This window comes from Streptomyces sp. NPDC051561, from assembly GCF_044454195.1.
GTDB lineage: Bacteria > Actinomycetota > Actinomycetes > Streptomycetales > Streptomycetaceae > Streptomyces.
Map to the genome: position 1 here is coordinate 18,545 of NZ_JBITDM010000042.1, position 13,267 is coordinate 31,811.

The following is a 13,267-nucleotide window of genomic DNA, read 5'->3' on the forward strand; positions in this document are numbered from 1 at the left end:
CGGCCCGGCCACCGGAGAATTGTTCGATCCTCCAAGGTCAGCGCGCGCTGCGCAAGACCGCGTTCACCGACTGGACTGCCCGGCGCCGCGCCCGTACCGCCCATTCCGGCCCCTCGGCGGGCTTCTCGCGGTGCAGCCAGGCCCGTTCGGCGACGGTCCACGCGGTCGTCGTGGCGACGTAGAGTCCGGCCGCCAACGGCACCACCGCCGCCGTGATCAGCGTCCCGAACGACAGCAACGGCATCCACTTCACCATCGAGGCCCCGGCCCCCGCCCCGACCCCCGGCAGTTCCGGCAATTCCGCCCCGGCCGCCTGCTTCCGCGCCCGTACGAAGGACCACGAGGCAACCGCCGCGATCACCAGGAAAAGCCCTGCGTAAACCAGCCCGCGAGGCCCGAAGAGCCCCCCGTCCGCAAGCGCGTCCGTCCACCGCGAACCGAGCGGCGCGGCAAACAGCGTGTGCCCGAGCAGCTCATTGCTCTCGCCTCCCACCTTCGCCGACGAAAACACGTGATACATCACGAAGAAGATCGGCAACTGAGCCAGCATCGGCAGCATTCCGGCGAACATCGAAGTCCCCTCCTTCGCGTGCAGCGCCAGAATCTCCTTCTGCATCCGCTCCGGATTCTTCGCGTACTTCTTCCGCACGACGGCAAGTTGCGGCGCCAGCTTCCGCCGCGCCTTTTCCCCGCGTACGGCAGCCCTGGCGAGGGGATGGAGGGCAATACGTACGAGCATCGTGAACGCGATGATGGCGGCAGCGGTCGCGGAGGCGGCGAACACCGGGGAAAGCACTCCGGCCAGCGTCTCGACAAGGGAAGCGAAAAGGGAATACATAACGAAAGAGCCCTCCGGGGGTCTCGTCGTACCGAGGAATGAGGTCAGTTTCCGCAACTGAAAACGCATCGGTATGACGACCCACGAGGGGCTCCTGCGAGGAAAAGCTACGAGGTGTTTCTCCCCTACGCGGCCGTCGGAGCAAGACGCCCCGGGGCTCGCGGACGGGGCCTGCCCGCCGCATCGGGATCACGCTGTGCCAGGAAGGCGGTCCGCCGCTCCCGGTCGCGGATCGCGGTCCGCACCTTGGTCCGCGGCACGAGGGGCGCACTGCGCCCGGCCATCACCGCACAGGCGATGAGCGCGGCCCCGACCGTGGCGGTGGCGGCCAGCGCGACGGCACCGGCGAAGCCGAATCCGCCGAGGTCGAAGAGGACCTGGGCCAGCAGGAAGAGCATCAGCAGCGCATAGCGCGCCCGCCTGACGTTCTTGATCACGCCCGTCCCACCTCCACCCTCGTCCTCACTCGCCCACGGCACTCAACCGTACGTCCGCGCGCTCACGGCACACGCCGTGAGTCACCTCAGCCTGCCACGGCCGCCTCGTCCTTGGCCAGTGGGTCCCCCAGGGGATCACGGGCCAGCACTTCCTCATCGGGCCGCGGGTCGCGCGCACGCGGCCCACTGAAGGAGACGGCCAGCGCGACCAGAAGGTTGAGTGCGAGCGCCACGATTCCCGCATTCATCCCCCCGACCGGGTCGTGACCGCTGAACACCAGCGCGCACACCGCCGCCACCCCCACCACGAGCCCGCTCACCGCCCCCGCGAGCGTCAGCTTCCGCCACAGCAGCCCCAGCAGCACCATCGGGAGGAGCTGCGCCATCCCTTCGTACGAGATCAGCGACAGCCGTACGAGGGTGTTGGGCGCCGTGTACGTGAGCACCAGCGCGAGCGCCCCCGCGACCACGACCACCACCTGCGACGCCAGCTTCTCCCGCCCCCGCCACCTCGGCACAAGACCGAGCACACTGCGCCCCCACATGGTCCCGATGACCAGCATGAACACCGCCATCGGCACGATCGACGACAGCGCCGCCGCCACCCCGATCACCCCCACCACCCACGCCGGCAGCGAGTCCACCACCAGCTTGAACAGCGCCAGGTTCGAATCCGCGCCGACCAGTCCGGGCACCACGAACAGCGCCGCGATCCCCAGCAGCATCGGAACGAAGAGCAGCACGTTGTACGCCGGCAGCCACATCGCGTTCCGCCGCAGCCCGTCCGCCGACCTGGCCCCGAGATATCCGGCCACCGTCGTCGGGAAAATCACCACGGTCAGTGAATTCAGGAACGACGTCGTAATGAACCACAACTGCCCGAACCCACTGTCCCCGTGCCCCGGAAACGTCAGCCAGTCCTGCTTCTCCGCCACCACCTTGTCGAGGAACGGCTCGTACCCCCCGAAGTAATGCAGTGGTACGTAGACGGCCAGGAACCCCAGAGTCAGAATCACCATCCCGTCCTTCAGCACGGAAACCCAGGCACTCCCCCTGAGCCCGCTCACCACCACAAATCCCACCGTCACCGCAAAGCCGATGAAATAAGCCCAGTTGAGACTGATCGCCCCGTACGAAATCGTCGAAACGACCACACCCATACCGGTGATCTGCAACTGGATGTACGGCAGCAGAAACACCGAAGCCAGCACCGCGACCACCGCCCCGAGCCACTTCTTCCCGTACCGGTGCGCCACCATGTCGGTAATCCCGACCAAGGAATGCTTGCGCGCGTACGCCCACAGCATCGGCCCGACCACATATCCCACCGCGTAACCGCAGGACATGTACGCGACGACGTACAGCACCGGCGCCCCGTAGTTGTACCCCCACCCCGCGGCCCCGAGATAGCTGAAACTCGTATATCCCTCGCCCGCCATCAGCACCCAGATGAAGACGGCCCCCAGGCTCCGCCCACCCACCGACCACTCGGCGAGCCCCCCGCCGCCGCCCCCGCGCCCGCGCATCGCGAGCAGCCCGAGCGCCACCGTCCCCACCATGAACACACCGAAGATGGACGTGGCCACCACCGCGGAACTCATCGCCGGTGATCCCCCCGCCAGGTCATCCACACGCACACCGGCGTCAGCAGCGTCGCCCCGAGCAGCCACACGAACAGGAACGGCATCCCGAACACGACGGGCTGCACCCGGTTCACCAGCGGCAGGACACCCAGATACAGGACATACGGCACAAGCAGCCACAACAACTGCGGCCGCCGCCTGAGCACATGAGCCCTGCGGGACCCACCGGGCACATGAGAGTCGGGCACATCAGGAGACCCACTGGAATCACTTGGCACGCCCGCGACCCTAGCCCCCTACGACCCTCCGCAACCCGCTACCTCGGCCGCATCCGCGCCAACTTCCCCCACACCACCAGCCGATATTTCGAGGTGAACTCGGGCGTACAGGTAGTGAGCGTCAGGTAGTACCCCGGCTCCCGGTACCCGAGCCCCGGCTTCACCTCACTGCGCGGTACGTCCCCGATGACCGCCACATCCCGCTCCGACGTCTGCGCCACACCCCCGCTCACCACATACGTATAGACGGCGTCCCGCGTTTCCACCTCCACCTCGTCGCCCTTCCCCAGCCGATTGATGTACCGGAACGGCTCCCCATGCGTATTCCGATGCCCGGCCACGGCGAAGTTCCCCGGCTGCCCCGGCTGCGCGGTTCCCGGGTAATGCCCGATATACCCCTTGTCCAGCACCCCTCGCTTCCCCACCCCCTGGGCCACCGGCGCCACCACCCCCACCTTCGGAATCCGCATCACCGCATACGCCTGGTCCCACCGCGGCGGCCCCACCTTCCGCACCTTCCCCACCCCACCACTCCCCCTCGGCGGCCGCGCCCCTTCCCCCACCGGCTCCGAACCGGCCGTCTCCCCCACCTCCGGCTCCACCCCCGCCCCGCCCTCCGTCTCCCCCACCCCCACCTCAGCCCCTCCCTGCCTCCCCGCCACCTCTCCTCCCTCCTCCCCCTCCCCCCACTCCCTCACCAACGCCTGAACCGTCTCCTCCGCCCCACCCTTCGCCTCCCGATTCGTCCACCACAGCTGATGCACCACCAACATCAGCAACACCACCCCACACGTCACCACCACCTCGGCCCCCACCCACAACCCGGCGGCCGCCCCGGTCCTCCGGACCCCGGTCGACACCCGCCCGGACCGTTGCCTCCGGCCCCGCCCCCACCACGCAGGCGGACGCCCACCCCCACCCCCGTACCCCTGCCCCCACCACCCCCGGGACCGCCCCCAGCCCCGGACGACCCCACCCCCGTACCACCGGCGAACCCGCAGCCGCGCGCGCACCGCGGCCTGCCCGCCCCACCTGCTCCACCCACTCCGCGGCCTCAACACGGCGCGCACCCTAAGCCCAAGCCCACCAACTCACCATCCCCACGACACCCGTTCCCCGCCACGACCCCACCCGCCACGACCCCACCCCCTTCCCCGCACCCACCCCCCTTCCCACCCCAACTCGGGCGTTCGGGACGTTCCACCACCCCGTCGCCGGGGAACGCTCCCCCCATGCACCGCCCCACCACACCCCCCGCGCGCACGACCGCCTCCACCCACCTCCACCCCGAGGTCCCGCACCCTCTCACCCATGCCCCGTACGGCAGTACGGTGTCCCCCATGCGCCCCGACACGCCTTCGCCCGCCGACCACACGACCGAAGCCGAGCGTCTGCTGCGCACCGCGGCGCAGTACCCGGAGGACCAAGAACCCCTCCTCCTCCAAGCAGCGGCCCACCTCGAACTCGCCGGCGACCGAGCCCGAGCCGCCACCCTCTACGACCAGCTCCTCACCTCCGCCCCCCCCGCCCCGGAGGACCCCCACCTCATCAAGGCCCTCAAGGCCGCCAACCTCTGGGAGTACGGCCACGAGGCCGAGGCCCGCGCCATCATCGACGGAATCCGCACCTCCGCCCCGCGCACCGCCCAGCCCTGGACCGTCATCGCCGAGGCCCTCGAAAACCACGACGAGCTCCCCCTCTCCCACGACACCTACACCACCGCCCTCACCCTCCTCATCTCCCCCTCCGATCCCGAAGTCCCGTACGCCACCCGCCCCCTCCTCACCGGCCGCCACCGCGTACGCCGCATGCTGGGCAAGGCCCACGACAGCTGGGACGCCCTCGCGGACACCGTCAACCCGGGCCCCGTCCCCCTCGACGAACTCCACGACCCCAAACGCCTCTGGGCCCTCGGCTCCTCCGACCCCACCGAACTCCGCGCCGAAATCACCCGCCTCCAGGCCGAGTTGGGCTCCTACCGCGCCGCCCTCTCCCGCCCCTTCCCGGTAGCCCTCCTCCACTGGCCGGCCGCCGAGTACACCGAACTCCTCTCCGCCCACCCCACCTTGGCCGCCGAATACCCGGCCACCCACCCGGAGCACCTCACCACCGTCGAGTCCTCCCTCCGCGAACTGGCGGCAACGGGCACCCCCAACCTCGGCGTCGTCACCGGCTCCATCCCCTCCTACGAAGCCTTCGCAGCCTCGGAGCGGACTTCACCGGACTCCCCGTCGCTCCTGGTGGAGTACGCGACGACCCTGGCAGCCAGGGGCCGGGCTACGGCTTGGCCGCCGCTGGCGTCGGCGGGGTGCTGGTGCGGGTCGGGGACGGCCTATCGGGAGTGTCACGGAGGGGCGTAGACACGCAGTTGCAGCCCGGCCCGGGCTAACCTCGGGGGTATGCCACAGAAGGAGGAGTGGATCGCCCCCGAGGGTTCCTGGGCTTCTTCCGCTGCACGGCGCCGAAATATGCAGGCGATTCGAGCGCGTGACACCAAGCCCGAGCAGCTCATCCGGCGATTGATTCACGCAAAGGGGCTCCGCTATCGCGTCTGCGCACGCCCAGTTCCTGAACTACGCAGGACTGCGGACCTCGTGTTCCGCCCCGTGAAAGTTGCCGTGTTCATTGACGGGTGCTATTGGCATGGATGCCCAGAGCACTACGTTCCCCCCAAGACGAACTCCGGCTATTGGTCGGAGAAGGTCCTGCGGAACATGGAGCGGGATCGCGACACGAACCGCAGGTTGACTAATGCAGGATGGCTCGTGCTCCGCTATTGGGAGCACGAGCCATCTCAATCATGCGCCGACGAGATCGCCGCGACAGTGATCAGTAGGAGAAACCTCTGATTCGGAGAGAGAGAATGGCAGTTCTGACTGTTCAGATCTAACCTCGACGACAAATCCTTCTTCCATCGAGTAGTCCTTCAACACCTCACTGCGTACCTCGGGTCGCAAAGTGGCAACGATGGCTCGCCCGATTGCCTCAGCGACGGGAGGGGGGAACGCGTTGCCCACCTGGCGATACTGGGCGGTCTTCCGTCCTTGGAATTTCCATTTCGGCGGGAACCCTTGGATGATCGCAGCCTGCTCGACGGTTAGCATGGGGCCATCGGGCCGAAAAAGATCCCGCCCAGGGTCACACTCAGTGGAATCATTCGCCACGCCGTTCCCGTCCACCCCCAGAACAGCCCAAGCCTTCTTCGCCCGAGTTGGCCCGAGGTCGGCTCCCCCATGCTTCCGCGAGCCCCCGACCAGCGTAGGCGCCACCCCGCCCGCAGTACCCTTCAAGGCATCTAGCGCCTTGCCATGCCACCCCTGATAAACATCCTGGCCAGATTTTTCACCTGCACTCGCAGGTTCTCCGCGAGAGTTCAAATTCCAGTATTCTTTGCACCGCTTCAACATCGAAGTATGGAGCTTATCCAGAACCGTAGAAGTCCCCCTGAGGTCCTTCAGTGGCCAGGAGAAATTTTCCGATTTTTCAACATCTTTGTGAACCGCTACCAAAATCGCCCGAGGCCGCAACTGCGGTACGTCAAAGTACTTCGCGTCGACGCGCCTCCACACCCGCTTCATCTCTTCATTCTGACGAGAGACTGACCAGCGCTCATCGATTAGCGGAACATCATATCCGAACCCATGGAGCTTGTTCACGATCATTCTGCGATAATCAATGAATACCTCGGGAGGTTCCAGAATCCCTCGGACGTTTTCAATCATGATCGCACGCGGGCGAAGGTCTTCTACGATTTCCAGCATTTCAGGAAAAAGATCCCGCTCATCCTCTGGCCCCAGCTGCTTTCCCGCCAGCGAAAATGGCGGGCAAGGAACACCGCCGGCGAGGAGATCAACCCTTTTCCCGTTTTTGAGCACTTCGTACCCTGGAGACTTAAGGAAATCCCTCACATCACCAGGCTCCAGGGCGTCAATCTTTCGCTTATCCCACCCGTTCCAGGTTCCAATATTCTTCTTGAGAGTCGCGACGGCATTTCCGTCCCACTCCACAAGCGCCGCATGATCGAAGCCGGCGTTGTGCAACCCGAGCGCCTGGCCGCCCGCGCCCGCGCAGATCTCAACCGAGATGAGCGGCTCATCGAACTTCGGTCGCCTTCGCCGGGCGGTCATGGGTGGCTCCTCGTGTGTGGCGCGAAATAGCTGCTCAAGTCTCGCAGACCTAGCAGCGAATCTCACCACTCACAAGGACACTCGGAGTTCAGCCTGGTGACGGCCCCTGTGAGGAGCTCACCGAACCGCCACCAGGCTGAGCTACTGCGCCCTCCGCAGGTGCATCAGGAGCGCTTCGACGTCATCCTCAGACAGCCCTGCCGCGATCGCAGGCTCCTCTTGCAGGTCAGCCAGCTGCTGAACCGAGGGGTCATCGAGAATCTTCGCCATGAAGTCCAGTTTTTGGTCGAGGCGGGCCTCCACTACCTCGTCGACCGTATCCCGGACCGCCAGCACGGTGACCCGAGTCTCGGTCTCAGGGGCGAGGCCGAGCCTGTGGATACGGTCAAGACTCTGAAGGAACCGGCCCGCCATGAAGTCACGATCGACATACACAGCGTCATGGCAGACCTGATGCAGGCTGATCCCTTCTCCCAGAGTCGCCGGGTTGGAAATCAGCACCATGCAGGAAGGGTCTTCCCTAAAACGACGAAGTTGCTCCTCTCTGTCCGGGGTACCCCCATAGACAACGGCGGGGGAGTATTTCTCCAGGAGACGTTCGAGCGTGGTGAGGCTACGTACGAAGGTGGTCCAGAGTAGGGTCTTTCGACCCTGGGCGGCATTCTCCGCGATGATCGCCGCAGCCTCTTTGTATTTCGGTGATAGCTCGTAGTCCGGCAGATCCTGCATGAGGGCGAGAAGAGATCGCCCCTGAGGAACGGGCAGGGCTGGCAGCTGATACGCGAGAGGTTCGTAGCGGCTGCCTCCCTCCAGCAGCAACGCGGGGCTGGTCGCAGCCATCAGCATTCGCAACGCGGTCTTCCCCAGGACACTGAGATCCTCACCGGAAGCCCGCAGTTCCGGGTCTCCAGCCAAAGCGCCATAAATTTCTGCGTGTACGGGCGGCATATCGACATATCGCATCCGCAGCTCGACCGGCGGGAGTCCCAATTCGAGCTTGGTAGTCCGAGTAAATAGCGGCTTGAGCGCGATACTCGCCTGTGCCAGGTTCCCGCCGGCCACGGCCCGGGCGACCGATCGCTGACCATGTCCAGGCCACACGAAGCCGAGCAAATTCTCCAGGTCCTTCGAACCGTTCGGGGCTGGGGTTCCTGTGAGAATCAGACGCCTGCGCGCCAGCGGGCCGAGGGTCATACACGCGGCGCCGTAAGTACCCCGTGCGCCCAGCTTCATCCGATGTGCCTCATCGAGGATCAGCATGGACGGCTCAGCTTTGAGCCATGTAGCGAGCGTCGACAACGAGCGGTCCAACCGCTCGTAATTGACAATCAGGACCTCCGCCCATTCGTCCATCGACCCATTGAGAATGTGCGGACGCAATGCGTGGCGAAAGCAGGCCGCTGTTTCAAACTGCCATGATTCATATGCCGACTTCGGGCATACAACCAGCAGTCTCTTGACCAGTCCCATACGCTTCTGAGCAGCGTAGACACCGAGCGCCGAACGCGTCTTCCCCGCACCCGGGACACTGAAATTCGCTCCATGCTGGAGGGAGAGAATCTTCGCTATGTCCCGGAGCTGGAACTCGCCGAGCTCTGCCTTCCACTCCTCACCAAGCAAGTGGCTGACATCCTCAGGAAGAACCGAATCAGCACGGTCAGGCGACTGCAAGCGCTGTTCGACAGTTCGGACGTCCTGCAGGTTGCTGAGGACCAGCCCCTTGAGATCCTCCGCCCAGTCAACCCCTCCGGGATCAGGCCAGCTTGCAAGCTTGTCCACGCCCGCCAGCAGGTCGCCCAGCTCCACAGACGCAGCCAGCGGTCCAACCTGGCCGCCCGTTCGGAAACGGGCGGCCAGCTGCACGAGATCCCCGCGATGCCCATCCGAAGCCCGCAGGATCACCTTGGTGCGCGATTCATCAAAGCTCAGGCGCAAAGAGATTTGCGCACTAGAGGAACTACTCACGGGCGAGTCCCACTCACAGCCTCGACCAGCCAAGAGACACCGTCGCCGGGCTCTCCCTGGATACGGCCGGCCTGTTGGGCCAGCTTGCTGAGGCTCCGCCGGAGCAGGACTACCGCGTCGTCGAACGCTTCCTCATCAAGGCTGCGTGAGGTACGGGCCTGAACGAGATCGGTCACACACTGGTCAATAGCGGCGCAAGCATCCGCCAACCGGGCCGGAGCGAGCTGCTTGCGCTTGCGCACACGAGCGTCACGGCCGGCGGCATCAATGGCTTCGTCAAAGGCTTTCCGTACGTCATCGAACATCGCACCTGCCTTCTGCTTGTCGGCCCCGGCAAGGTCCGTGCCAGCCTTCGCACCAGCCACGGCCTTCGCCCTAAGGATCTGATCTGTGAGGGCGCGTGCCGCCGCGACGGGCGAGGGCGGGCCGGCGACGACAGCCCCCAGGCCTGGAACCGTCACACCGCCCTCCGTCGCGTCAGCAGTGCCAGCAGTTCCTGCCTCGACGAGACTCGGCGGAAGAGCCTTGGCCAGGTAGTCAGCCTCGATGAAATGCTCGTCGATGTGCCGGACATCCGTCTTGGCGAAGTCGAGCAGGATGGCAGCGAATCGCAGTTCCTTGATGACTTCAGCCTGGTCAGGTTCAACAAGGACGATCTTTCCGTGGAGGCGCTCCAGTTCCTTGAGCTTCTCCTGGTCACCCTCGAAATCAATCAAGCGCAGTGCGGTCCCGCCGACCCGGCTCCTCTCGATCAACTCATGAATGGTGCTGAGAATCCATCGTTCCTGGCGGTAGGTCTTCACCTGGATGCGGAACTCCTTGGCAATCTGCTCGGGCGTGCGCCCAAGCCCGGCCTGCTCTTCCATCGCCAGGAGCCGGTTGATATATGAGTAGTCCCTTCTGTGATCCTTGCGCAGCTGGAGGGACAGCTCGACCGCGTTGATGTCCGCCCACGTAAACGAGGCCGGCAACACTCCCACGCGCATCATGCGCTCGCCAGCCTCAATCAGAGCCGCAGCACGAGTATTTCCATTGACGAGCACCCCATGGTGGGTGACCAAGCCCGGGTCGTTCTGACCAAACTGCCGCAGACTCTCCTTGAGTTTGTCGAATTCCGGGTCCCGTTCACTCGGCTTCTCCGGGTTCGCCTGAAGCAGCGTCTGCAGGTACTCCTGACTCTCTGCACTCCACGGATCGCTCTTGAGCCCGGCGTCCTTAACGGGGTCATGACTGCGCTGAGCGCGAATCCGATGTGTTCCCGGATTGAAGTAGAGGCTGTCGAGCGTGAGGTCAATGACCTCTACATGGAGAGCCTGGTTGTTCCAGTCGACGGTGACCGTCTCCCTGGTCCCGCCAGAGTCCTTCACCTCCGCCAGCCTCTTCTTGATCAGCTCACTGAACTCGTCGGCGCGCGGCGGCGCCTGAAATTCCCAGAACACTGTTCCCTCTATCCCTCGTGTCGCACCGACTAGGACTGCTCGTCGTCACCGGAGAGCGCGTCCCGGAGCACCTCCCGAGTGGGCGCTGGGAGCGTCCGGAAGACCCCCCAGAACTTCTCCAGCTCTCCCTGCTTCCGCTGATCCGAAGCGATCCAGCCCAGCAGCACCTGCTTCTGCAGATCAGTGAAGCCGGCCACCTGACCGAGCAGCTTTCCGAGGTCGGCCTCTCGCTCCACTCCGGAGCCACAGCGCTTACATTCAGTGACGAGCTCGTAACCAACAGCCCCGTGCTCGAACATGACCTTCCGCCGGGCCACATTCAGCTGTGCGCCGCTCAGGGCACCGTCGGTGTAGGGCTCGCCCGCGCCGATGCCGCAGGTACGGCAGAGAAAGTTGTCGGCCAGCATCACCTTCGACCGCTGCACGGCAGTCAGGCTGTTCTTGTGCTTAGCGGCCTTGGCCTTGCCCGGAATCCAGACTTCCGCGCCCATCGCAACGAAGCGCTGTTCCTCCTGCTTCAGCGAGGAGTCGGTGCGGCTGGTCTCGATCACCCAACCGAGATCCCTGAGTTCGCGCACCCTTCGGTCGATCTGCGATTCCCCCGGAAATGCCTCTCGCAGCTCGGACTTAGTGAAGACGTTGCCCGTCCCGACCACCGTCAACAGCCACAGCGCCGCACGGATCTTTCCACCGAGCTTCCCGTCATCCCAAGAAGGCAGCGACACCCTTGTCTCCGATCTCTCGGCCAGTCCGTGGACTCACGCACCGCCAGCCGTCAGCCAACGACGACTGCCCCCCTGCGCAAACCTGACTAGCGACGTACTCCCAGGCACCTCCCGGGCTGTTCACCAGTTCACGACGAAGACCGACTCGAAGTCCAGGGACAATGGGTGTTGCACGGCTATTGGACGACACCCCAAGGACCCCGCTTCCCGAGGCCCGCCGGTTCACCGGCGATGCATGTGAACACGGAGGAGTCACCACTCGATGCGCGCTGGTGAAGTAGGCACACAGATCAGCCCTGATCTGCCCGACGGCAGAAGGCGACTGGCGGAAACCCTGAAGAGCCTGTACCAGCACATCCGGCCGGTCGCCCCCTCGCTGAGGGCATTGCAACGACTCCTGCTGACCGAGCACGGGTACGCGGTCAATCGCGGCGGATTGTCCCGGTATTTCAATGGACGCGTGGTGCCAGACCGTCGTTTCGGGGAGGTTCTCTACGCGGCAGCGTCAAAAGCGGCAGGTAAGCCCGCCAGCGTCGGCTTCACGTTGGAGGAGGTCTGGGAAGCCCACGACCAAGCGGAGCCCACCTCAAGCATCTGCAAGGAATGCCCGGATCTCCGGCGCCAGAACGACACCCTCCGCAAGGAGAATGGCACTCTCCTCAAGGAGCAGGCCGGCCTGCTCCAATCGCTGGCGAGCGCTCATCAGCGTTCAACGCCGCCGCCGGTCCCCCTACGCGGTGGGGACCGGCGGCGTTTCAGAAGCGATATCGAGGGCGCCAAACACATCGCGAAATCAGCAGCAATCCTCCACTACCGGGGCAAAAGGGATGCGGCGCTCGCGATGCTCATGGACACAGCGGGAGCCCTGACCCCGCTGGAGAGCGCAGCTTCGATAGCCGTCCTGCGCGCAGAGCGGGACACTCAGCTCGCCGACACCTTGATCCACATCTACGGCGATGAACGCACTGACTCCGAGATCATCGAGGTGGCGCTGGCGCTCCACGACCAGGGCATGAGCGGAGACGCCGAAGCGGTACTGCGCTCAGCGACCCAACAAGGCGCCTGAGGAAAGCACTTGATGCCAGCCCGCTAGGCGCCTGGAGGCAATGGAGACGCTCGGCCACCATCAGGCATTTCCGCCGGGCTCGGCACCTCCGCGCACACCCGGCCCCTCAGGCCGCCTGCGCTTCGAAGTGCACCTGCGCCTGATCCAGAACGGCGTCCGGGTCGCGGCCCTGGGCAGCGAGCAAGTGCAGCAGATCGGCGATCAGGCTAGTCGCGGCGTCTTCCAAGGCAGTGCGCCTATGCGGGCTGGGCGAACCCACCCCTGCCCCCACCTCTTGATACCCCTCCAGCGCCGCCGCAGCCCGCTGCAACCGTCGGCACTGAGGCAACGGCTCCAGCGTGAGTTCGCACCAGACCGCTTTGCCAGTGGCCGTTAGGACCGTCCCCCAATCCGCCGCTATGGCGGCGAGGAGATGCAGACCGCGCCCACACTCGTCGTCACATAGGGCCGTAGTGATAGCGGGCATCACCCAACTCTTGTCGTGGGCCTCCACACGCAGGCACCCAGGGGTCGACTCCAGCACCAGAGTGGCTGCCGCCCCCTCCCCCACGTGCTTGATGATGTTCGTCGCGAGTTCCGTGACCACCAGCAGCGCCTCATCAGTCGCCGCAAGGGCTCCCCAGAGAATCAGTTGCCTTCTCACCGCCTGACGGAGTCCGCTCAGCTCCGCCGGCTCCGCCTGGAATGGCAGAACGGTGCGGAGCCTGGATTCAGTGAGCGTTTTCAGCGTTGCCTCTCCAGGGTGAGGACGGCTTTCGTGATGACGCTCATGCGGTTGGGACTGATGCGGGATCTGCGGAAGATCTGCC

Annotated in this window: 12 protein-coding genes and 1 pseudogene; 3 read left to right on the forward strand and 10 right to left on the reverse strand. The window is 65.2% G+C overall.

Translation table 11 applies throughout. From position 1 onward, the window contains the following. Positions 1-37 precede the first annotated feature (37 nt). From ACIA73_RS40590 to ACIA73_RS40610, 5 genes are all read right to left on the reverse strand, one after another. Positions 38-838 carry a YidC/Oxa1 family membrane protein insertase gene (locus ACIA73_RS40590; protein ID WP_399444041.1) on the reverse strand — a complete coding sequence of 267 codons (801 nt, stop codon included), beginning with the start codon at positions 836-838 and terminating at the stop codon, positions 38-40. Between the two features lie 125 nt (positions 839-963). After that, positions 964-1,236 carry a DUF6412 domain-containing protein gene (locus tag ACIA73_RS40595; protein ID WP_399444051.1) on the reverse strand — a complete coding sequence of 91 codons (273 nt, stop codon included), beginning with the start codon at positions 1,234-1,236 and terminating at the stop codon, positions 964-966. Between the two features lie 125 nt (positions 1,237-1,361). Further along, positions 1,362-2,876, reverse strand: a complete 1,515-nt coding sequence (locus tag ACIA73_RS40600; protein WP_399444042.1) for a sodium:solute symporter — start codon at positions 2,874-2,876, stop codon at positions 1,362-1,364. Further along, positions 2,873-3,028 carry a DUF3311 domain-containing protein gene (locus ACIA73_RS40605; protein ID WP_399444043.1) on the reverse strand — a complete coding sequence of 52 codons (156 nt, stop codon included), beginning with the start codon at positions 3,026-3,028 and terminating at the stop codon, positions 2,873-2,875. The genes ACIA73_RS40600 and ACIA73_RS40605 overlap by 4 nt, the downstream gene beginning before the upstream one ends. 146 nt (positions 3,029-3,174) lie before the next feature. Next, on the reverse strand, positions 3,175-3,921 hold the full coding sequence (locus ACIA73_RS40610; RefSeq protein ID WP_399444044.1) for a class E sortase: 747 nt from the start codon (positions 3,919-3,921) through the stop codon (positions 3,175-3,177). Positions 3,922-4,476: 555 nt separating this feature from the next. On the opposite strand from ACIA73_RS40610, the gene ACIA73_RS40615 reads away from it, so the two are divergent. Together ACIA73_RS40615 and ACIA73_RS40620 are read left to right on the forward strand one after the other, a co-directional pair. Beyond that, a complete protein-coding gene (locus tag ACIA73_RS40615; RefSeq protein ID WP_399444052.1) occupies positions 4,477-5,496 on the forward strand; it encodes a hypothetical protein in 1,020 nt (339 codons plus the stop codon). A 39-nt stretch (positions 5,497-5,535) separates the two neighbouring features. After that, positions 5,536-5,985, forward strand: a complete 450-nt coding sequence (locus ACIA73_RS40620) for a very short patch repair endonuclease (RefSeq protein WP_399444045.1) — start codon at positions 5,536-5,538, stop codon at positions 5,983-5,985. On the opposite strand, the gene ACIA73_RS40625 is transcribed toward ACIA73_RS40620, so the two are convergent. The 4 genes from ACIA73_RS40625 to ACIA73_RS40640 form a co-directional block, all read right to left on the reverse strand. After that, positions 5,935-7,263 carry a DNA cytosine methyltransferase gene (locus ACIA73_RS40625; RefSeq protein ID WP_399444046.1) on the reverse strand — a complete coding sequence of 443 codons (1,329 nt, stop codon included), beginning with the start codon at positions 7,261-7,263 and terminating at the stop codon, positions 5,935-5,937. The genes ACIA73_RS40620 and ACIA73_RS40625 overlap by 51 nt on opposite strands. 141 nt (positions 7,264-7,404) lie before the next feature. Beyond that, positions 7,405-9,228, reverse strand: a complete 1,824-nt coding sequence (locus tag ACIA73_RS40630; protein ID WP_399444047.1) for a DEAD/DEAH box helicase — start codon at positions 9,226-9,228, stop codon at positions 7,405-7,407. Continuing rightward, complete coding sequence (locus tag ACIA73_RS40635; protein ID WP_399444048.1) at positions 9,225-10,667, reverse strand: ParB N-terminal domain-containing protein; 1,443 nt, start codon at positions 10,665-10,667, stop codon at positions 9,225-9,227. Before ACIA73_RS40635 ends, ACIA73_RS40630 begins: the two co-directional genes overlap by 4 nt. A 29-nt stretch (positions 10,668-10,696) precedes the next feature. Next, positions 10,697-11,392: a hypothetical protein gene (locus tag ACIA73_RS40640; RefSeq protein ID WP_399444049.1), complete on the reverse strand. Its 696-nt coding sequence runs from the start codon at positions 11,390-11,392 to the stop codon at positions 10,697-10,699. Between the two features lie 262 nt (positions 11,393-11,654). Here ACIA73_RS40640 and ACIA73_RS40645 point away from each other — a divergent pair, with 262 nt between their 5' ends. Next, positions 11,655-12,458 (forward strand): hypothetical protein, encoded by an 804-nt coding sequence (locus ACIA73_RS40645; protein WP_399444050.1) that lies wholly within the window; start codon positions 11,655-11,657, stop codon positions 12,456-12,458. Positions 12,459-13,181: 723 nt separating this feature from the next. Here ACIA73_RS40645 and ACIA73_RS40650 read toward each other — a convergent pair. Continuing rightward, a pseudogene (locus tag ACIA73_RS40650) lies at positions 13,182-13,267 on the reverse strand (IS5/IS1182 family transposase); the annotation flags it as partial.

Coding starts and splice junctions, on each gene's coding strand:
- ACIA73_RS40590 (WP_399444041.1), bottom strand. CDS start 838: ATGTATTCCCTTTTCGCTTCCCTTGTCGAGACGCTGGCCGGAGTGCTT.
- ACIA73_RS40620 (WP_399444045.1), top strand. CDS start 5,536: ATGCCACAGAAGGAGGAGTGGATCGCCCCCGAGGGTTCCTGGGCTTCT.
- ACIA73_RS40600 (WP_399444042.1), bottom strand. CDS start 2,876: ATGAGTTCCGCGGTGGTGGCCACGTCCATCTTCGGTGTGTTCATGGTG.
- ACIA73_RS40615 (WP_399444052.1), top strand. CDS start 4,477: ATGCGCCCCGACACGCCTTCGCCCGCCGACCACACGACCGAAGCCGAG.
- ACIA73_RS40595 (WP_399444051.1), bottom strand. CDS start 1,236: ATGCTCTTCCTGCTGGCCCAGGTCCTCTTCGACCTCGGCGGATTCGGC.
- ACIA73_RS40625 (WP_399444046.1), bottom strand. CDS start 7,263: ATGACCGCCCGGCGAAGGCGACCGAAGTTCGATGAGCCGCTCATCTCG.
- ACIA73_RS40645 (WP_399444050.1), top strand. CDS start 11,655: ATGCGCGCTGGTGAAGTAGGCACACAGATCAGCCCTGATCTGCCCGAC.